Source organism: Streptomyces curacoi (genome assembly GCF_001513975.1).
Lineage (GTDB): Bacteria > Actinomycetota > Actinomycetes > Streptomycetales > Streptomycetaceae > Streptomyces > Streptomyces curacoi.
In genome coordinates, this window is record NZ_KQ947993.1 from 292,678 (window position 1) to 310,777 (window position 18,100).

Annotated in this window: 16 protein-coding genes and 1 pseudogene; 5 read left to right on the top strand and 12 right to left on the bottom strand. The window is 70.0% G+C overall.

Annotated elements, in window-relative coordinates:
• Positions 1–55: 55 nt before the first annotated feature.
• The 11 genes and pseudogenes from AQI70_RS31295 to AQI70_RS39290 all read right to left on the bottom strand — a co-directional run bounded on the left by AQI70_RS31295 (position 56) and on the right by AQI70_RS39290 (position 11,979).
• On the bottom strand, positions 56–886 hold the full coding sequence (locus AQI70_RS31295; protein WP_062155823.1) for a carbohydrate ABC transporter permease: 831 nt from the start codon (positions 884–886) through the stop codon (positions 56–58).
• Positions 883–1,881 (bottom strand): carbohydrate ABC transporter permease, encoded by a 999-nt coding sequence (locus AQI70_RS31300; protein ID WP_062155824.1) that lies wholly within the window; start codon positions 1,879–1,881, stop codon positions 883–885. The genes AQI70_RS31295 and AQI70_RS31300 overlap by 4 nt, the downstream gene beginning before the upstream one ends.
• A 6-nt stretch (positions 1,882–1,887) precedes the next feature.
• Entirely contained in the window at positions 1,888–3,183 is a 1,296-nt protein-coding gene (locus tag AQI70_RS31305; RefSeq protein WP_062155825.1) for an extracellular solute-binding protein, read from the bottom strand.
• 153 nt (positions 3,184–3,336) lie between these two features.
• A pseudogene (locus tag AQI70_RS31310) lies at positions 3,337–4,838 on the bottom strand (glycoside hydrolase family 43 protein).
• A gap of 247 nt (positions 4,839–5,085) precedes the next feature.
• The gene (gene lysA / locus AQI70_RS31315) at positions 5,086–6,420 is read right to left on the bottom strand and encodes a diaminopimelate decarboxylase (protein ID WP_062155826.1); all 1,335 of its coding nucleotides are present in this window, start codon (positions 6,418–6,420) and stop codon (positions 5,086–5,088) included.
• Complete coding sequence (locus AQI70_RS39855; protein ID WP_062155827.1) at positions 6,417–6,923, bottom strand: SAV_915 family protein; 507 nt, start codon at positions 6,921–6,923, stop codon at positions 6,417–6,419. The genes lysA and AQI70_RS39855 overlap by 4 nt, the downstream gene beginning before the upstream one ends.
• Positions 6,924–7,275: 352 nt before the next feature.
• The gene (locus AQI70_RS31325) at positions 7,276–7,908 is read right to left on the bottom strand and encodes a potassium-transporting ATPase subunit C (protein ID WP_062155828.1); all 633 of its coding nucleotides are present in this window, start codon (positions 7,906–7,908) and stop codon (positions 7,276–7,278) included.
• A gap of 6 nt (positions 7,909–7,914) precedes the next feature.
• Positions 7,915–10,017 (bottom strand): potassium-transporting ATPase subunit KdpB, encoded by a 2,103-nt coding sequence (kdpB, locus tag AQI70_RS31330; protein WP_062155829.1) that lies wholly within the window; start codon positions 10,015–10,017, stop codon positions 7,915–7,917.
• Positions 10,018–10,046: 29 nt separating this feature from the next.
• Positions 10,047–11,711, bottom strand: a complete 1,665-nt coding sequence (gene kdpA / locus AQI70_RS31335; protein ID WP_062155830.1) for a potassium-transporting ATPase subunit KdpA — start codon at positions 11,709–11,711, stop codon at positions 10,047–10,049.
• A gap of 8 nt (positions 11,712–11,719) precedes the next feature.
• Positions 11,720–11,809, bottom strand: coding sequence for a K(+)-transporting ATPase subunit F (kdpF, locus tag AQI70_RS31340; RefSeq protein ID WP_062155831.1), 90 nt, complete (start codon positions 11,807–11,809; stop codon positions 11,720–11,722).
• Positions 11,806–11,979: a hypothetical protein gene (locus tag AQI70_RS39290; RefSeq protein WP_159042713.1), complete on the bottom strand. Its 174-nt coding sequence runs from the start codon at positions 11,977–11,979 to the stop codon at positions 11,806–11,808. The genes kdpF and AQI70_RS39290 overlap by 4 nt, the downstream gene beginning before the upstream one ends.
• A 474-nt stretch (positions 11,980–12,453) precedes the next feature.
• Between AQI70_RS39290 and AQI70_RS31345 the strand changes: the two genes are divergently transcribed.
• Together AQI70_RS31345 and AQI70_RS31350 are read left to right on the top strand one after the other, a co-directional pair.
• Entirely contained in the window at positions 12,454–14,409 is a 1,956-nt protein-coding gene (locus AQI70_RS31345; RefSeq protein ID WP_062155832.1) for an APC family permease, read from the top strand.
• Positions 14,410–14,511: 102 nt separating this feature from the next.
• Positions 14,512–15,033 carry a hypothetical protein gene (locus tag AQI70_RS31350; protein ID WP_062155833.1) on the top strand — a complete coding sequence of 174 codons (522 nt, stop codon included), beginning with the start codon at positions 14,512–14,514 and terminating at the stop codon, positions 15,031–15,033.
• Here the strand turns inward: AQI70_RS31350 and AQI70_RS31355 are convergent.
• Entirely contained in the window at positions 15,011–15,595 is a 585-nt protein-coding gene (locus AQI70_RS31355; RefSeq protein ID WP_062155834.1) for a DUF1707 SHOCT-like domain-containing protein, read from the bottom strand. The genes AQI70_RS31350 and AQI70_RS31355 overlap by 23 nt on opposite strands.
• A 109-nt stretch (positions 15,596–15,704) precedes the next feature.
• Here AQI70_RS31355 and AQI70_RS31360 point away from each other — a divergent pair, with 109 nt between their 5' ends.
• From AQI70_RS31360 to modB, 3 genes are all read left to right on the top strand, one after another.
• Positions 15,705–16,100, top strand: coding sequence for a TOBE domain-containing protein (locus tag AQI70_RS31360; RefSeq protein ID WP_086026079.1), 396 nt, complete (start codon positions 15,705–15,707; stop codon positions 16,098–16,100).
• 258 nt (positions 16,101–16,358) lie between these two features.
• The gene (gene modA / locus AQI70_RS31365) at positions 16,359–17,183 is read left to right on the top strand and encodes a molybdate ABC transporter substrate-binding protein (RefSeq protein WP_062155835.1); all 825 of its coding nucleotides are present in this window, start codon (positions 16,359–16,361) and stop codon (positions 17,181–17,183) included.
• Positions 17,180–18,025, top strand: a complete 846-nt coding sequence (gene modB, locus AQI70_RS31370; RefSeq protein WP_062155836.1) for a molybdate ABC transporter permease subunit — start codon at positions 17,180–17,182, stop codon at positions 18,023–18,025. Before modA ends, modB begins: the two co-directional genes overlap by 4 nt.
• Positions 18,026–18,100 lie beyond the last annotated feature (75 nt).

Sequence of the window (18,100 nt, forward strand, 5' to 3'; positions counted from 1 at the left end):
GTGCGACTCCTCACGGTGGGTTGGTGTGGGTGAGCCGTACGTCCGCCTGCGCGCGTCACCCCTTGGTGGCGCCGGCGGTGAGGCCGCCGACGAGCTGGCGCTCGGCGACCGAGTAGAAGGCGAGGGCGGGGACCATGGCCAGGACGAGGTAGGCGAAGACGCGGGCGTACTGCGCGGAGTACTGGCCCTGGAACTGCTGGACGCCGATCGGGATGGTCCACCAGGTGTCCTCGGTGAACACCAGCAGCGGCAGGAAGAAGTTGTTCCAGCTGGTGACGACCGCGAGGACCGAGACGGTGCCGAGCGCGGGCCGTGCCATCGGCAGCAGCACCCGCCAGAAGAACCCGAAGGAGCTGCAGCCGTCGAGCGTGGCCGCCTCCTCCAACTCCCCGGGGATCTCCCGGAAGAAGCCGCGCAGGATGATGATCGTCATCGGCAGCCCGAAGGCGGCCTGCGGCAGGATCACGCCGAGCGGGTTGTCCAGCAGGCCCATGGAGCGCAGCAGCAGGAACAGCGGCAGGGCCGCCACCGCGAAGGGGAACATCAGCCCCATCGTGAACAGCGTGAACAGCACCTCCCGCCCGCGGAAGGCGAACCGGGCGAAGGAGAACGCGGACAGTGCGGCGACCGCTACCACGAGGACGGTCGTGCCCACCGCGATCAGCGTGCTGTTGCCGACCAGCCGCCAGAAGGCGCCCGAGCCCAGGATGTCGGTGTAGTTGGAGGTCACCCAGGAGTCGGGCAGGCCGACGGGGTTGCGGGAGAGTTCGTCGGTCGACTTGAAGCCGGAGAGAACGGCGTACAGCAGCGGTACGGCCATCACGGCGCCGACCACGACTAGGATCGCGTGCAGGGGCAGGTGCCGCCTGCCGGAGCTGGTCCTCACTTGCCGTCCCCCCTCATCGTCGTGGTGGCCCCTTGGAGGTCGCGGCGGAGCACGAACCGCTGGTAGGCGAGGGCGAAGACGAGGCTGATGCCGAACATGACCACGCTGATCGCGCTGGCGTAGCCGACCTGGTAGCGCTTGAAGCCGTACTGGAACATGGTCACGGCCATGGTCTCCGAGTGGTGGTCGGGGCCGCCCGCGGTGGTCACCCAGACCAGGTCGAACAGCTGGATCGACCCGATGACGGACAGGAACACGCTGATCCTGAGGGTGGGCGCGAGCAGCGGCAGGGTGACGCTGCGGAACCGCTGCCAGGCGTTCGCGCCGTCGATCAGCGCCGCCTCGGTCAACTCCCTGGGGATCGACTGGAGTCCGGCGAGGTAGAGCATCATGTGGAAACCGAAGTACTTCCACGTCATGACCAGGAACAGGGTGGCCATGACCATGGAGGGCTCGGCGAACCACTCCCCGCCGAGGCCTTCGAGGCCGATACGGCCCAGGATCTGGTCGGCGAGCCCGTCGTCCGGGGCGAAGATCATGCCGAACAGGACGCCGGTGATCGCCTCGGACAGGATGTACGGCCCGAAGAACAGCATCCGGTAGAAGGCCCGGCCGCGCAGCTTCTGGTTGAGCAGCACGGCCATGGCGAGGGCGAACGGCAGCTGGACGGCGAGCGACAGCACCACCAGCACCAGACAGCGCCACAGATCGCCGAGGAAGACGGGGTCGTCGAAGAGCCGGGTGAAGTTGTCGGCGCCGATGTAGTCGGAGGGCATGCCGAAGCCGCCCCAGCGGAAGAAGGCGGCGTACAGCGCGAACAGGATCGGCAGCAGTACCAGTACGCCGAACAGCACGAGGGCCGGTATCTGGAACCCGAGCGCGGTGAGCCAGTGCAGCGCGCGCCGCCGGGCCCGCCCCCGGCCCGCTCCGGGAGCGGCGGGCGAGGGGGTGAGGCCGGGCCCGGTCCGCTTGTCCGGCAGGAACGTGGAGGTCATCGCCGGCTACTGCTCTTCCTTGGCGGTCCTGGTGATCGACTGGGCGACCTGGGCGGGGGACTTGGACCCGGCGATGAGCGCGGCCACGCTGTCGTTGACCTCCTGGCCGACGGCGGGCGCGTACGCCTGGTCGAGATAGAGCTGGAAGCCGGTGGCGGCCTTCAACTGGGCCTGTACGGCCTTGATGTTGGGGTCCTTGATGGCGCTCTCGGCCGCCGGGAGGACGGGGAGGATGCCGGTCTTCTCGACCAGTTCCCTGTCGGTGGCCTCCGAGGCGAAGAACTTCAGGAAGTCGACGGCGGCCTGCGGAGCCCCGCTGCGCAGGGCGTGCCCGCCGCCCCCGCCGAACACCTCGGTGATCGCGCCCTTGCCGCCCTCGACGGCGGGGAACGGGAAGAAGCCGAGGTCGTCGCCGAGGCCCTTGCCGGAGTCCGCCTGCACGACAGGCGCCCACTGGCCCATGAGCTCCATCGCCGCCTTGCCGTTGCCGACCGTCGCGGCCTGGCCGGTGGGGCTGGAGTAGGCGGCGCCGAGGAAGCCCTTCTGGAAGGGCTGGAGGTCGACGAGTTCCTGGAGGTGCTGCCCGGCCTGGACGAAGGCGTCGCCGGTGAAGTCCTTGTCGTCGTAGGCCTTCTGGAGGGCGGAGGCGCCCGCGGTGCGCATCGCGAGGTAGGCCCAGTAGTACATGCCGGGCCACTTCTCCTTGCCGGCGAGGGCGAGCGGGGTAGTGCCCTTGGCCTTCAGCTCGCGTACGGCGTCCAGGAAGCCGTCCCAGGTGGTGGGCGGCTCGCTGATCCCCGCGTCCTTGAAGAGCGCCTTGTTGTACCAGAAGCCGATCATGCCGATGTCGAACGGGATGCCGTACAGCTTCTCGTCGAGGAGATACGGCTCCTTCGCGACCGGCAGCAGAGCGTCGGCGAAATCTTTCGTCCGGTCGGTGAGGTCCTCGACAAGCCCGGCGTCGACCTGCTGTCTGAGGACGCCGCCGCCCCAGGTGTGGAAGATGTCGGGCAGTTTTCCGGAGGCGGTGAGCGCCGTCATCTTCGATTTGTAGGCGTCGTTCTCCAACTGGACGATCTTTATCTTCACCTTGGGGTTCTGGGCCTCGAACTTCTTGGCCAGGGCTGCCCAGACGCCCCTCGTCGGCTCGGTGGTGGAGATGTTCCACCACTCGACGGTGGTCGTCCCGTCCGACGACCCTCCGGCCGAGTCGCCGCCGCATCCGCTCAGTGCCGTGATGCCCGCACCGGCCGCGGCGGAGGCCGCCAGGAAGCCGCGGCGGGACAGTCCCGGGTCGCCCATCATGCGCTCCTTGGGTACGGGACGGCCCGTCCATGGCCGTCCGCTTGACCGAAAGTTTCGGTGAGGATTCAGAAAGCTTCGTTGCTGCCGCACCCTAGAGACAGCTGCCAAACGGTGGCAACCCCTTGTACGCGGTGAATCTGCCGCCGGCTCTCACGGCCCGGACGGCCCTTCAGGCACGTACTCGAACCAGTCGAAGGCCGCGTGGCCCTCGGTGACGTACATGCCGACCACCCGCCCGGTGAAGCCGCCCGCGACCTGGGTGGACAGATAACGGCCGTCGAGTTCGGCCAGCCGTACGCCGTCGACCGCGAGACCGATCGTGTCGGGACCGCCGGCCCTGAGGCCGGGCGCGTCCTCGCCGGTCGGGGAGACGGGACGGTCGGTGCGGACCTCGACGTCCAGCGTGACGGGCCCTTCGGGCACCGGCTGCCGTGCGAGGCGTTGGCGTACGGGCCCGATCCGGGCGATCACGCTTGCCTCGCCGCCGCCGACCTCGATGTCGTAGTGGTGGGCCTCGTCCATGCGGACGGACAGCCCGGCGCGGCCCGTTCCGGGGTCCAGGCGGGCGGTGAACCGGCAGTCGGGGTGCTGCTGGCGGCGCCCGACGAAGGTGTGCCCCGGCCGGTCCAGGCTGCTCCCGGTGGCGTGCAGCGTGAGCCATCCCGGCCGCTCGCCGAGCGACCACGACCCCTCCGGCCGGCGGTGCGGGGAGATCCAGTACGGGGCCAGGGCCGCGGAGTCGAAGTCGTCCCGTGGGGCGGGGGGTTCGACGGGATGCCAGGCCGCCGGAGCCTCGTGCCGCTCCCGCACGGGGCCCACCCTCGGCCAGCCGTCCACCCACTGCACCGGGGCCAGGAAGGTCTCCCGGCCCAGGACGTGGAAGTGCGGGAAGAAGCCGCGCGGGCGGGTGGCCAGCAGGAGCATCCACCAGGTGCCGTCGGGCGCCTCGACCAGGTCGGCGTGGCCGGTGCACTGGATCGGGAGGTCGGTGCCGCGGTGGGTCAGGACGGGGTTGGCGGGTGCCGGTTCGTAGGGGCCGCGCGGGGAGCGGGCGCGGGCGACGGAGACGCTGTGGCCGAGGGCCGTACCGCCCTCGGCGAGCATCAGGTACCACCAGTCGCCGACGCGATACAGGTGCGGCGCCTCCGGATGCTGCATGCCGGTCCCGGACCACACCGGGAACGGCTCCTCCAGCACCTTGCCGGTGTGGCCGGGTCGATCCGCGCCACCCGGACCCCGGAGACGGCGCACCAGCAGTTGCCCTCGTCGTCCCAGGCGAGGTCGGGATCGATGCCGGGCAGGTCGATCCGGACCGGGTCCGACCACGGGCCCTCGGGCCGGTCACTGCTGACGAGGAAGTTGCCCCCGGCGCCGACGTTGGTGGTGATCATGTAGAAGCGGCCGTCGTGATACCGGAGGGTCGGGGCGTAGATGCCGGCGGAGGCCGGGATGTCGTCCCCGAGCGCCAACTGCCCCGGCCTGTCGAGCACATTGCCGATCTGCCGCCAGTGCACAAGGTCACGGCTGTGGAAGAGCGGGACGCCGGGGAAGTACTCGAAGCTGGAGCAGACGAGGTAGTAGTCCTCCCCGACCCGGCACACGCTGGGGTCGGGATGGAAGCCGCCGATGACCGGGTTGTCGTACGTCCGCATGCGCGTCAGGCCTCCGCTGGGCCGGCCGAAACATTCGGTCCGATTGACGAACATTACGCAGCGGACTGTAAGGGGGTGCCGGGAGCGGGACAAGGGCGCGCGGGGGGCGGGGGGCGGGACCGGGTGCCGGGGGCGGGACAGTGCGCCAGAGGCGGACAGGGTGCCGGGGGCGGGCCGGAGGCGCGGCACCTCCGGACGAGGGCCGGGCCGTCTCTCGTCCGGAGGGGATCGGGATGCGCGCCGCGGCCTAGAGGCCGACGTCGCGGCTGCGGATGTCGTCCAGGGACTCGCGGCGGACCAGGAGCCGGGCATGGCCGTCGGCCACGGCGACCACGGGCGGGCGGCCGACCAGGTTGTAGCCGGAGGCCATGGACAGGTGGTACGCGCCGGCGGCCGGGACGGCGAGCAGGTCGCCGGGGCGGACGTCGGCGGGAAGCTCCACGTCCGCGGCGACGACGTCGCCCGCCTCGCAGTGTCGGCCCACCACGGTGACCGGGGCAGGGACGGCGGTGCCGGGACGGCCCACCAGCCGGGGCGCGTAGCGGACCCCGTACAGCGCGGGCCGGGGGTTGTCGCTCATGCCGCCGTCCACCGCGACGTAGGTATGCGGACCGCTGCGCTTGACGGCGAGGACGCGGTAAAGCGCGATCCCCGCCGGGCCCGCGATCGCCCGCCCGGGCTCGATGACGAGGCGGGGGACGGTGAGCCCGGCCGCCGCGCACGCCTCGACGAGCTCCGCACGCACCTTGCGGGCCAGCAGGGTCAGGTCCAGGGCCGGTTCGCCGGGCCGGTAGGCGATGCCGTGGCCGCCGCCCAGGTCGAGTTCGGGCAGGACGAGACCGTGCTGTGCGTGCAGCCGGGCCATGAGGCCGGTCATGCGCCGTACGGCGGCCAGATAGGGCCTGACACCGGTGATCTGGGACCCCAGATGGCAGTGCAGGCCGGTCAGTTCGAGCTGGGGCTGGGCCAGGATCCGGGCCATCGCGTGCTGTGCGTGGCCGTCCGTGACGGACAGGCCGAACTTCTGGTCGTCGGTGCCCGTGCGGATCTTCTCGTGACCGCCGGCGCTGATGCCGGGCACGACGCGGACCATCACCTTCTGGTGGCCGCCGGGTCCGACCGCCGCGGCCAGCCGGGCGATCTCCGAGGGGCTGTCGATGACGATACGGCCGACGCCGAGGCGCAGCGCGGTGTCCAGATCGCGCGGGGACTTGGCGTTGCCGTGCAGCACGATCCGCTCCGGCGGGAAGCCGGTGGTGACGGCGAGCTCCAACTCGCCGGCCGAGCAGACATCCAGGCCCAGGCCCTCCTCAGCCACCCAGTGGACCATCGCACGGCACAGGAACGCCTTGGCCGCGTACAGGACTTCGGCATCGGGGAAGAGCTGCCGGTAGGTGCGGCAACGCGCGCGCACCTCGTCCTCGTCGAGGACATAGACGGGCGTACCGAACCGGTCGGCGACCTCGGCCAGCGGCACACCGCCCACGGTGAGTTCACCGGCACGGGGCTCCGCGGCGGACGCCGGCCACACCGAGAGCGCGTCGGCCGGGGCGGTCACTGCGGGCTCGTGAACGGCGGTCACCGCGTCGCCCCCTCACCCGATCCATCCGGCCGGCGGGGAGCGGCCGACGCGGAGATGAGCGCCGCCGCGCCAGTCACGCGCGGCGCTCCGACCGCCTGGGGTCCGCGGGCGGTCCGGTGGCGTCCGGGGCCGAAGCGCGGCTCCGTGTGCTCCGCGTGCTCCGTGTGCTCCGTGTGCTCCATGTGCTCCGTGTGCTCCACGGCGGACGGCGCGGTCGGAGGCGGGGCGCAGAACGGGGGGTCCACCGTGACGGTGGTAAGGCCGAGCGGTGCGGTCAGGGCGCGCAGGGCGGGCTCGGCGAGCCTGATCCAGGGCTGGTCGGGGCCGAGGGTCGCGGTCAGCTGCCGCAGCGAGGTGAACCCCACAGCCGTACGGCCGCCGAGGGGCGTACGGAAGAGGCGGGCCGCACAGGCGGCCGGTCCCGGCCGGACCGGAACGTACAGAGGGCCGGCCGGGAACCGATCAGAGGGCTCCGGGTCTTCGCCGGACAGGATGGCTGTCATGGGATGCCTCCGGGAGAGTCCGAGGTGGATCGGGCGAGTGACTCGACGGCCCCGGCCGCGGGGAGACGGAACCGGGGCTCGCCGCTGACGCTATGCCCGGCGACCCGGGCTTCGGGACGGCCCTGACGTGATGCTGACGGCGGTCAGCCGGACACTGACGGGATGCTGACGGCGGTCGGCCAGATGCTGACAGCGACCGGCCGGGCGCTGACGGGATGCCTCCCAGAGAGCCCAAGGTGGATCGGGCGAGTGACTCGACGGCCCCGGACGCTCGGCCACCGGCGCCGGCCCATCGGACAGATGCCCTCGATCAGATGCCCTCGACGAGTTTCCCTTGATCAACTGCCCTTGATCAACTGCCCTCGACCAGTCCCCTGAGCGCGATGTTGAGTTCGAGGACGTTCACGCGCGGCTCGCCGATGAAGCCGAGGGTGCGGCCCTCGGTGTGGTCGTCGACCAGCTTCCGCACCTGCGCGACGCTCAGGCCGTTGCGCTGGGCGACTCGGTGGACCTGGAGGGCCGCGTACTGCGGGGAGATGTGCGGGTCGAGGCCGGAACCGGAGGAGGTGACCGCGTCGGCGGGGACCTGGGCGGCCTTGACCGTGTAGCCGGGCACGGAGTTCTCCTTGATGACCTTCGCCTTCGCTTCCTTCACCCACTCGATGAGCTCGGGGTTGTCGCCGGAACGGTTGGTGGCGCCGGAAAGGATCAGCGTGTACTGCCTGTTGACCGAGTTCTCACCCACTCCGTTGGCCGGGCGGGGCTGGAAGTAGTCCAGGCCGTAGCCCTGTTGACCGATCAGGGAGGAGCCGACGACCTTGCCGTCCGCCTTGATCTCCGAGCCGTTCGCCTTGTCGTGGAAGAAGGCCTGCGCCACACCTGTGACAGCCAGCGGATAGACGGCGCCTGTGAGCACAGTCAACACGACCAGCGCCCGCAGGGCCGCGCCCAGCAACCGGCCGGTGTTCGCTACGGAGTTGTTCATGGTCCTTCACCCGATCCCGGGGATCAGAGAGATGAGCAGGTCGATGATCTTGATGCCGATGAACGGCGCGATCAGCCCGCCGAGGCCGTAGATCGTGAGGTTGCGCCGCAGCATCCGGTCCGCGCTCACCGGCTGGTACCGCACGCCCTTCAGGGACAGCGGCACCAGCGCGATGATGATCAACGCGTTGAAGACGACCGCGGACAGGATCGCGGAGTCCGGCGAGGACAGGCCCATGATGTTGAGCTTGTCCAGGCCCGGATGGACGGCCGCGAACAGCGCCGGGATGATCGCGAAGTACTTGGCGACGTCGTTGGCGATGGAGAACGTCGTCAACGCGCCCCGGGTGATGAGTAGTTGCTTGCCGATCTCGACGATCTCGATGAGCTTGGTCGGGTCGGAGTCGAGGTCGACCATGTTGCCGGCCTCCTTGGCGGCCGACGTACCGGTGTTCATCGCCACGCCGACGTCCGCCTGCGCGAGGGCGGGCGCGTCGTTGGTGCCGTCGCCGGTCATCGCGACCAGCTTGCCGCCGGCCTGCTCCCGCTTGATGAGGGCCATCTTGTCCTCGGGAGTGGCCTCCGCGAGGAAGTCGTCGACGCCCGCCTCCTCGGCGATGGCCTTGGCGGTCAGCGGGTTGTCCCCCGTGATCATGACGGTCTTGATGCCCATGCGGCGCAGTTCCTCGAACCGCTCCCGCATACCGTCCTTGACGACGTCCTTGAGGTGGATGACACCGAGCACGCGAGCGCCCTCGGCGTCCTCGACGGCGACCAGCAGCGGGGTGCCGCCGGCCTCGGAGATCCGGTCGGCGATCCCGTCGGCGTCGTCGGCGACCGTGCCGCCCCGCTCCCGTACCCACGACATGACCGAAGCGGCGGCCCCCTTGCGGATCTTCCTGCCGTCGACGTCGACACCGGACATACGGGTCTGGGCGGTGAAGGGGATCCACTCGGCGTGCGCCAACTCCCCCTGGTGACGCTCGCGCAGCCCGTACCTCTCCTTCGCCAGGACGACGACGGAGCGGCCCTCCGGCGTCTCGTCCGCCAGCGACGACAGCTGAGCCGCATCCGCGACCTCGGCCTCCGTCGTGCCGTGCACCGGCACGAAGGCGGCGGCCCGGCGGTTGCCGAGCGTGATGGTGCCGGTCTTGTCGAGCAGCAGCGTCGAGACGTCACCGGCGGCCTCGACCGCGCGGCCCGACATCGCCAGGACGTTGCGCTGGACCAGGCGGTCCATGCCCGCGATGCCGATCGCGGAGAGCAGGGCGCCGATCGTGGTCGGAATGAGGCAGACCAGGAGGGCGACCAGCACGACCATCGTCAGGTGCGTACCGGCGTAGGCCGCGAGGGGCGGCAGGGTGGCGCAGGCGAGCAGGAAGACGATCGTCAGCGACGCGAGCAGGACGTTGAGCGCGATCTCGTTCGGTGTCTTCTGCCGGGCCGCGCCCTCGACCAGGTTGATCATCCGGTCGATGAAGGTCTCGCCGGGCCTGGTCGTGATCTTGATGACGATGCGGTCGGAAAGGACCTTCGTGCCGCCGGTGACGGCTGAACGGTCGCCGCCGGACTCACGTATGACGGGCGCCGACTCTCCGGTGATCGCCGACTCGTCGACCGAGGCGACCCCCTCGACGACATCACCGTCGCCGGGGATGATGTCGCCCGCCTCGCAGACCACCCGATCGTCGATCCGGAGCTCGGTGCCGGGCACCCGCTCCTCGGCACCGTCCGCGAGCAGCCGCCGGGCGACGGTGTCGGTCTTGGCCCTGCGCAGGGTGTCGGCCTGCGCCTTGCCGCGGCCCTCGGCGACGGCCTCCGCCAGGTTGGCGAAGAACACGGTCAGCCACAGCCAGGCGCTGATGGTCCACCCGAACCAGTCACCCGGGTCCTTGAAGGAGAAGACCGTGGTCAGGACGGACCCGATCCACACCACGAACATCACAGGCGACTTGATCATCACCCGCGGGTCCAGCTTGCGGAAGGCGTCCGGCAGCGATCCGAGAAGCTGCCGGGGGTCGAAGAGGCCCGCGCCCACACGGCGTTCGGGGGGCCTGCGCCCGGTGGGTAGGTCGCTGTGCGGCGGCCGGGTCGCGGTGGCGGTGGACATGCAATCCTCGTGATTCGTTACGTCGGTGCTCATGACGCCAGCCCCTCGGCCAGCGGCCCCAACGCCAGGGCAGGGAAGTACGTCAGACCGGCGATGATCAGGACCGCGCCCACCAACAGGCCGGTGAACAGCGGCTTTTCGGTCCGCAGGGTGCCCGCGGTGGCCGGCACGGGCGTCTGCTCGGCGAGCGAGCCGGCCAACGCCAGCACGAACACCATCGGCAGGAAGCGGCCGAGCAGCATGCACAGCCCGAGTGTGGTGTTGAACCAGTGGGTGTCCGCGTTCAGACCGGCGAAGGCCGAGCCGTTGTTGTTGGCGGCGGACGTGTACGCGTAGAGGATCTCGGAGAATCCGTGCGCCCCGCTGTTGGTCATCGAGTGGGCCGGGGTCGGCAGGGCCATCGCGAACGCGGTGAAGACGAGCACGAGCGCCGGAGTGATCAGGATGTAGCAGGCGGCCGACTTGATCTCGCGGGAGCCGATCTTCTTGCCGAGGTACTCGGGCGTACGGCCCACCATCAGACCGGCGACGAACACCGCGATGACCGCCATGATCAGCATGCCGTAGAGGCCGGAGCCGGTCCCGCCGGGCGCGATCTCACCCAGCATCATGCCGAGCAGGGTGATGCCGCCGCCGAGGCCGGTGAAGGAGGAGTGGAACGAGTCCACCGCACCGGTCGAGGTGAGCGTCGTCGACGTCGCGAAGATCGACGAGGCACCGACGCCGAACCTGACCTCCTTGCCCTCGTACGCCCCGCCCGCGATGTCGAACGCCGGGCCGTGGTGGGCGAACTCGGTCCACATCATCAGGGCGACGAAGCCGACCCAGATGGTGCCCATGGTGGCGAGGATCGCGTACCCCTGCTTGACCGAGCCGACCATGAGCCCGAAGGCCCGGGTCAGCGCGAACGGGATGACGAGGATCAGGAAGATCTCGAAGAGGTTCGAGAACGGGGTGGGGTTCTCGAAGGGGTGGGCGCTGTTGGCGTTGAAGTAGCCGCCGCCGTTGGTACCCAGCTCCTTGATGGCCTCCTGCGAGGCGACCGCGCCGCCGTTCCACTGCCGCGAGCCACCCATGAACTGGCCGACCTCGTGGATGCCGGAAAAGTTCTGGATGGCACCGCACGCGACCAGCACCACCGCGGCGATCGCGGCGCCCGGCACCAGGACGCGGACCGTACCGCGCACCAGGTCGGCCCAGAAGTTGCCGAGTTCACCGGTGCGGGAGCGCGCGAAGCCGCGCACCAGCGCCACGGCGACGGCGATACCGACCGCGGCCGAGACGAAGTTCTGCACGGCCAGACCGGCGGTCTGCACGACATGGCCCATGGCCTGCTCGCCGTAGTACGACTGCCAGTTGGTGTTGGTCACGAAGGACACGGCGGTGTTGAACGCCTGGTCGGGATCGATGGAGGCGAAGCCGAGCGAACCGGGCAGCACACCCTGGATCCGCTGGAGCAGGTAGAGGAAGAGAACACCGACGACGGAGAAGGCGAGCACACCGCGCAGATACGCGGTCCAGCGCATCTCGACGTCGGGGTTGGCACCGATGCCCTTGTAGATCCACCTCTCGACGCGCCAGTGCTGGTCGCAGGAGTAGACCCTGGCCAGGTAGTTGCCGAGGGGGATGTAGGCGAGCGCCAGAGCGGCGATCAGGGCGAGCAGTTGGAGCACGCCGGCGAGTACGGGGCCCATGTCCTGGCTCAGAACCTCTCCGGGAAGATCAGGGCGAGGACGAGATACCCCAGCAGGGCGACGGCCACGACCAGGCCGACGATGTGCTCGGCGGTCACAGCTTGGTCACCCCCCGGGCGACGAGGGCCACCAGCGCGAAGACCGCGATCGTGGTGACGACGAAGGCCAGATCGGCCACCGTGAACTCCTTGATTGACGTTCGGTCGGAAGGGACGGTCAGAGCAAACCGCCTCCATGGCCGGATTCGACCGTCATTGACGGGTCCCATACGGCGGTTGATCCGCCTTTGACGGGACTCTTACGGCGCCTGTCCAAGGCTTGTCCAAGGCGTGTCCAAGGATTCGAAGGCGCACTCGGAACAGCGGCACGGTGCCCCTGGCGGTGCGGCCGCGGCGGCCTGCCGGAACCGCGGCCGGCGGTCAGCGCAGGCAGCGGCGGAACCACGGGCCCCCAACGGCGGCTCAGCGCATGACCTCGCGGAAGAACACCCGCGCGATGACGCTGTGTGTCCGATGCCGCGAAGCGGCGCTGCCCTCCCTCCAGACCGCCGGGCCGGTGGCCATACGGCCCCGGAGCTCGGCTGTTGGTGTGCGGCCCACGCCGGACCGGCCAGTCTTAACGGAAGCTTGACGCTCGCGGCCCCTTCATCCGTGGGCCCCAGCGTCACGCTCTGCTTACGCTGGTGCGGCCGTCCGCGTGATGGCCGGACTTCCACGCTGAGCCGCACATCAGGAGCACGCCGATGGCCACGACCGAACACCCGCCGCCCAGTCGCCTGCGCGCCTGGATGCTGGAGGGCCTGTCGGACATGGGCAAGCGCCACGGCCTCCCCGGCCCGCACGCGGAACCGGAGCCGGCTCACAAAGGTCAGCGCTGGTACCGGGTCATGTGCCTCACCGGCGTCGACTACTTCTCGACACTCGGCTACCAGCCGGGCATCGCCGCCCTCGCCGCCGGTCTGCTCTCCCCGATCGCGACCATCGTGCTCGTGGTCGTCACCCTGGCGGGCGCCCTGCCCGTCTACCGGCGGGTGGCGGAGGAGAGCCCGCACGGCGAGGGCTCGATCGCGATGCTGGAGCGGCTGCTGTCCTTCTGGAAGGGCAAGCTGTTCGTCCTGACCCTGCTCGGCTTCGCCGCCACCGACTTCCTCATCACCATCACCCTGTCGGCCGCGGACGCCTCGACCCACCTGGTGGAGAACCCGCATCTGCAAAGCGCCCTGCACGACAAGCAGCTGCTGATCACCCTGCTGCTCGTGGCGCTGCTCGGCGCGGTGTTCCTCAAGGGGTTCCTGGAGGCGATCGGCGTCGCGGTCGCGCTGGTCGCGAGCTATCTCGCGCTCAACGCCGTCGTCGTGGTCGTCGGCCTGTACCACGTCCTCACCGAGGGGCACGTGATCACCGACTGGTCCCACGCCCTCACGGCCGAGCACGGCAACGTGTTCGTCATGATCGGTGTGGCCCTGATCGTCTTCCCCAAGCTCGCCCTCGGCCTCTCCGGGTTCGAGACCGGCGTCGCCGTGATGCCGCACGTCCAGGGCGAGCCGGGCGACACCGAGGAACAGCCCAGGGGGCGCATCCGGGACACCAAGAAGCTGCTCACCACCGCCGCCCTGATCATGAGCTGCTTCCTGATCGCCACGAGCTTCATCACCACTCTCCTCATCCCGGAGAAGGAGTTCGAGTCGGGCGGAGAGGCCAACGGCCGGGCGCTGGCGTTCCTCGCGCACCAGTACCTGGGGGGCACCTTCGGCACGGTGTACGACGTCTCGACGATCGCCATCCTGTGGTTCGCCGGCGCCTCCGCCATGGCCGGCCTGCTCAACCTGATGCCCCGCTATCTGCCCCGCTACGGCATGGCCCCGCACTGGGCGCGTGCGGTGCGGCCGATGGTCATCGTGTTCACGCTGGTGGCCTTCCTGGTCACCTGGATCTTCGACGCGGACGTCGACGCCCAGGGCGGCGCGTACGCCACCGGCGTGCTGGTCCTCATCAGCTCCGCCGCGATCGCCGTGACCATCGCGGCCCGCAAGGCCGGTCAGCGGAACTGGACCATCGCGTTCGCGGTCATCTCGGCGGTCTTCCTCTACACGACCGTCGCGAACGTCATCGAGCGCCCCGACGGTGTGAAGATCGGTGCCTGCTTCATCGCCGGGATCATCCTCATCTCCCTGCTCTCACGGCTGCTGCGCGCCTTCGAGCTCCGCGTGACCAGCGTGACGCTGGACGACATGGCGGAACGATTCGTCCGGGACATCGCGAGCCGGAAGATACGTTTCATCGCCAATGAACCCGACCGGCGCGACAAGGCCGAGTACCGCGACAAGATCGAGCAGATCCGCACCGACAACGACCTGACGGAGCAGGAGGACTTCGTCTTCGTCGAGGTGACGGTCACCGACCCGTCCGAGTTCGAGGCGGGCCTGACGGTGCGCGGCGAGGTCATGCACGGCCGCTACCGCGTCCTGACCCTGGAGTCCTCGTCCATACCCAACGCCCTGGCCGCCCTCCTCCTCCACGTCCGCGACTCGACCGACCGCATCCCGCACATCTACTTCGAGTGGACCGAGGGCAACCCTTTCTCCAACTTCCTTCGCTTCATCCTCTTCGGCCAGGGCGAGGTCGCCCCCGTCACCCGCGAGGTCCTGCGCGAGGCCGAGCCGGACCCCGCCCGCAGGCCCCGAGTGCACACCGGCTGAGACGGCCACGGCCAACAGGTTCGCGTCAAAGGTGAGCCTTAAGCCGTCAGAGCACCGTCGAACAGCGCTCGCCCGGCCACCGCTGCCCCTACCGTCGGCACTGTGCAAGGAAGCAGACCCCGTCCGAGCCCGACCGGCGACCGCCACTGGCGCGCCGACGTCCGGTTCGCCACGGGCTGCACTCTCACCTTCCTTGTCATGACCCTGCTCGTCGATTGGGACGCGGAGACCCTGACACCGCTTCGCGCCCTGCTGTGGCTGGCACTGACGGCCCTGCTGTTCGTGATCCTGCTCCCGGAGCGTGTGACAGCGGGCTCTGGCTGGCTGATGGTGCGTGGCCTCGTACGACGGCAGGCGGTGCGTACGGACGCGCTGGTGGCCGTACGGCAGCACGACGACGTCTCCGCCCGCCTGACCCTGCGCGACACGGACGGCAGCCGCCTGGAACTCGACCCACGGATCCTGGTCGCCAACCCGCTGCTGTGGCACGAGCTGGACACGGGAGTACGCCGCTCACATGAACGCGGGACGCTGCGCGAGGGCACGGACGTACTGGAGCGACTGCGCCGTCAGATCGACGACGCGACGGCGCTGGCAGTGCTCAGGGCCTCGGGGATCTCCTGAACGGCGTGCGCCGCGGAGGCCGTACCAGGACCTGCCCATAGCTCATCCGTCCGCCGACCTCGACCCGCAGATCGACCGGTGTGCCCGGATCACCGCCCGAGCGCGCCTTGATCTTGGCGAATTCGATCACCAGGGAGTCGGTGTTCACCACGATGCCCGGCCGTGTGAGCAGTCTCAGCGCGCCGCCGCTCATGTCCAGGTCGATCTGCAGGGGGTCGTGAGTCGTCACCGCCCGGGTGAAGTCGAGAGTCACATCGCCCCAGGACGACTCGATCTCCAGCCGCCGGGGCACCACCCATCCCTCGCCCCGCGCCGCCGAACCGCCCTGCTGCTCGATACGGACCACGTCCTTGACCTCGCCCCCGCCCGGCACCGCCGGCAGATCCGCCGTCAGCTCGGCCAGCTCGCCGAGGGTGCGGGCGGAGAGGGCGACGGTCACCCGCTCGTCCAGCTCCTCGATGGTCGGCCGGCCGTCCCCCGCCGCGGCGTTCAACACGTCCACGACACGGTCCCGGTCCACGTCCGAGGCCCGCAGCCCCGTACGCGAGAGATCAGCCGACATACCCTCACCCCGATCGCAACGTCACCAACGACACTAACGCTATATCGCGATATGCCCAACGGCCAGCCCCATGCCGATAGTTCCCGGCTCTGCACCTATCGTGACCGGCATGCAGTCCTACACGATCGGCCAGGCAGCACGGCTGCTGGGCGTCAGCCCGGACACCGCGCGCCGGTGGGCGGACGCGGGCCGGGTGGCGACCCACCGCGACGAGACCGGACGACGACTCATCGACGGCAAGGACCTCGCCGCGTTCTCGGTCGAACTCGCCAAGTCCGGCACCGACGAGGAGGAGACCTCCTACACCTCGGCCCGCAACGCCTTCCCCGGCATCGTCACCGCGATCAAACTCGGCGATGTGGCGGCTCAGGTCGAGATCCAGGCGGGCCCGCACCGACTGGTCTCCCTGCTGACCCGCGAGGCAGTCGAGGAACTGGGCCTGGAGGTCGGCATGGAGGCCACCGCGCGCGTGAAGTCGACGAACGTCCACATCGACCGCACCTGACCGGCCCGCAGGGCACCCGCACCCTGACCGGCCCGCCCGGCACCCGCACCATGGCTCATCCGCACGGCACCCGCGCCCCACAGCACCTCTTCTCCACCGGACGCACATGCGTACCCACAACCCGCGGAGGCACAGCTCATGCGATGCCACTAAAGACCTGCGGCTCGCAAATGCGGCAGTATCATCGCCGCACGGCCATCGAGGGTCCGTAGCGAGACACGACGGCTCGTCCGTGGCAGACAGAGGAGTAGCTCAGTGATGACCCGTTCCACGCACCGGACCCGTCGGCTGCTGCAGGCGACCGGCGTGGGCGCCGCCGCGCTGCTGGCCCTGAGCGCCTGCTCCTCGCCCTCCGCATCCGACGCGTCCGCCAAGCCGGGCGGCTCCTCGGCCTCCTCCGCGAAGTTGTCCGGCACGGTCACGGTGTTCGCCGCCGCCTCCCTGAAGGAGAGCTTCACAACGCTCGGCAGGGAGTTCGAGAAGGAGCACCCGGGCACGAAGGTCACCTTCAACTTCGGTGGCAGCGACTCCCTCGCGGCCAGCATCACCGCGGGCGCCCCGGCCGACGTCTTCGCCGCCGCCAGCACCAAGACCATGGCGATCGTGACCGACAAGCAGGACAACGCCTCCGCGCCGGTCATCTTCGTCCGCAACCAACTGGAGATCGCCACCCTGCCGGGCAACCCCGACAAGATCTCGTCCCTCAAGGACCTCACCAGGTCAGACCTGAAGGTCGTGCTGTGCGACACGACGGCCCCGTGCGGCTCCGCCGCCGAAAAGGCCCTCGCCGCCGGCCACCTCAAGCTGACCCCGGTCTCCTATGAGCAGGACGTGAAGAGCGCCCTGACGAAGGTGGAGCTGAAGGAGGCCGACGCGGCGGTCGTCTACAAGACCGACGTGAAGGCCGCGGGCGACAAGGTGGAGGGCGTGGACTTCCCCGAGTCCGCCGGCGCCATCAACGACTACCCGATCGCCCTGCTCGAGGACGCGCCCAACCCGGAGGCCGCCAAGGCCTTCATCGAGCTGGTGCGGTCCGCCGAGGGTCAGTCCGTGCTGACCGCGGCCGGGTTCCTCAAGCCATGACCTCGCCGGACACGACGAACGCCGCGGACACGGTGCGCTCCGGCCGCCGCCACGACCGCGTCCGCCCAGGCATCCCGCTCCCCCTGCTGCTCCCCGCACTCGCAGGTCTGGCGTTCCTGCTCCTGCCCCTGATCGCCCTCCTCGTCCGCGCCCCCTGGCGCAGCCTGCCCGAGCAGCTGACGAGCGCCGCGGTGTGGCAGGCACTCCAGCTGTCCCTGATCTGCGCCACGGCGGCGACGGCGGTCAGCCTGGTCATCGGCGTCCCTCTGGCCTGGCTCCTCGCCCGCACTGAGTTCCCGGGCCGCGGCCTGGTCCGCGCGCTGGTCACCCTCCCCCTGGTCCTGCCCCCGGTGGTGGGCGGCGTGGCTCTGCTGATGGCCCTGGGCCGCAACGGCGTCGTAGGCCGCTGGCTGGACTCCTGGTTCGGCATCACCCTCCCGTTCACCACGACGGGGGTCGTGATCGCCGAGGCCTTCGTGGCGATGCCGTTCCTGGTCATCAGCGTCGAGGGCACCCTGCGCGCGGCCGACCCCCGCTACGAGGAGGCGGCCACCACACTCGGAGCCTCCCGCTTCACCGCGTTCCGCCGGGTCACTCTGCCCCTGATCGCCCCGGGCATCGCAGCCGGCGCGGTCCTGGCCTGGGCCCGCGCCCTGGGCGAGTTCGGCGCGACGATCACCTTCGCGGGCAACTTCCCGGGCCGAACCCAGACGATGCCACTCGCCGTCTACCTGGCCCTCCAGAACGATCCGGAGGCGGCGATCGCCCTCAGCCTGGTACTGCTGGCCGTCTCGATCGCCGTATTGGCGGGCTTGCGGGACCGCTGGATGCGAGCAGCATGACCAAAACCCGCCCCCCTCACAAACAACCGAGCCCAGCCCCGAAGCTCCCAGCCACCCCACCCTGCCCCAAGCCAG

What these genes read in the sequence shown, in the direction of transcription:
- AQI70_RS31300 (WP_062155824.1), bottom strand. Translation starts at nt 1,881, where the DNA reads ATGACCTCCACGTTCCTGCCGGACAAGCGGACCGGGCCCGGCCTCACC.
- AQI70_RS31305 (WP_062155825.1), bottom strand. Translation starts at nt 3,183, where the DNA reads ATGGGCGACCCGGGACTGTCCCGCCGCGGCTTCCTGGCGGCCTCCGCC.
- AQI70_RS39855 (WP_062155827.1), bottom strand. Translation starts at nt 6,923, where the DNA reads ATGACAGCCATCCTGTCCGGCGAAGACCCGGAGCCCTCTGATCGGTTC.
- AQI70_RS31325 (WP_062155828.1), bottom strand. Translation starts at nt 7,908, where the DNA reads ATGAACAACTCCGTAGCGAACACCGGCCGGTTGCTGGGCGCGGCCCTG.
- kdpB (WP_062155829.1), bottom strand. Translation starts at nt 10,017, where the DNA reads ATGTCCACCGCCACCGCGACCCGGCCGCCGCACAGCGACCTACCCACC.
- kdpA (WP_062155830.1), bottom strand. Translation starts at nt 11,711, where the DNA reads ATGGGCCCCGTACTCGCCGGCGTGCTCCAACTGCTCGCCCTGATCGCC.
- AQI70_RS39290 (WP_159042713.1), bottom strand. Translation starts at nt 11,979, where the DNA reads ATGGGACCCGTCAATGACGGTCGAATCCGGCCATGGAGGCGGTTTGCT.
- AQI70_RS31345 (WP_062155832.1), top strand. Translation starts at nt 12,454, where the DNA reads ATGGCCACGACCGAACACCCGCCGCCCAGTCGCCTGCGCGCCTGGATG.
- AQI70_RS31355 (WP_062155834.1), bottom strand. Translation starts at nt 15,595, where the DNA reads ATGTCGGCTGATCTCTCGCGTACGGGGCTGCGGGCCTCGGACGTGGAC.
- AQI70_RS31360 (WP_086026079.1), top strand. Translation starts at nt 15,705, where the DNA reads ATGCAGTCCTACACGATCGGCCAGGCAGCACGGCTGCTGGGCGTCAGC.
- modA (WP_062155835.1), top strand. Translation starts at nt 16,359, where the DNA reads ATGACCCGTTCCACGCACCGGACCCGTCGGCTGCTGCAGGCGACCGGC.
- modB (WP_062155836.1), top strand. Translation starts at nt 17,180, where the DNA reads ATGACCTCGCCGGACACGACGAACGCCGCGGACACGGTGCGCTCCGGC.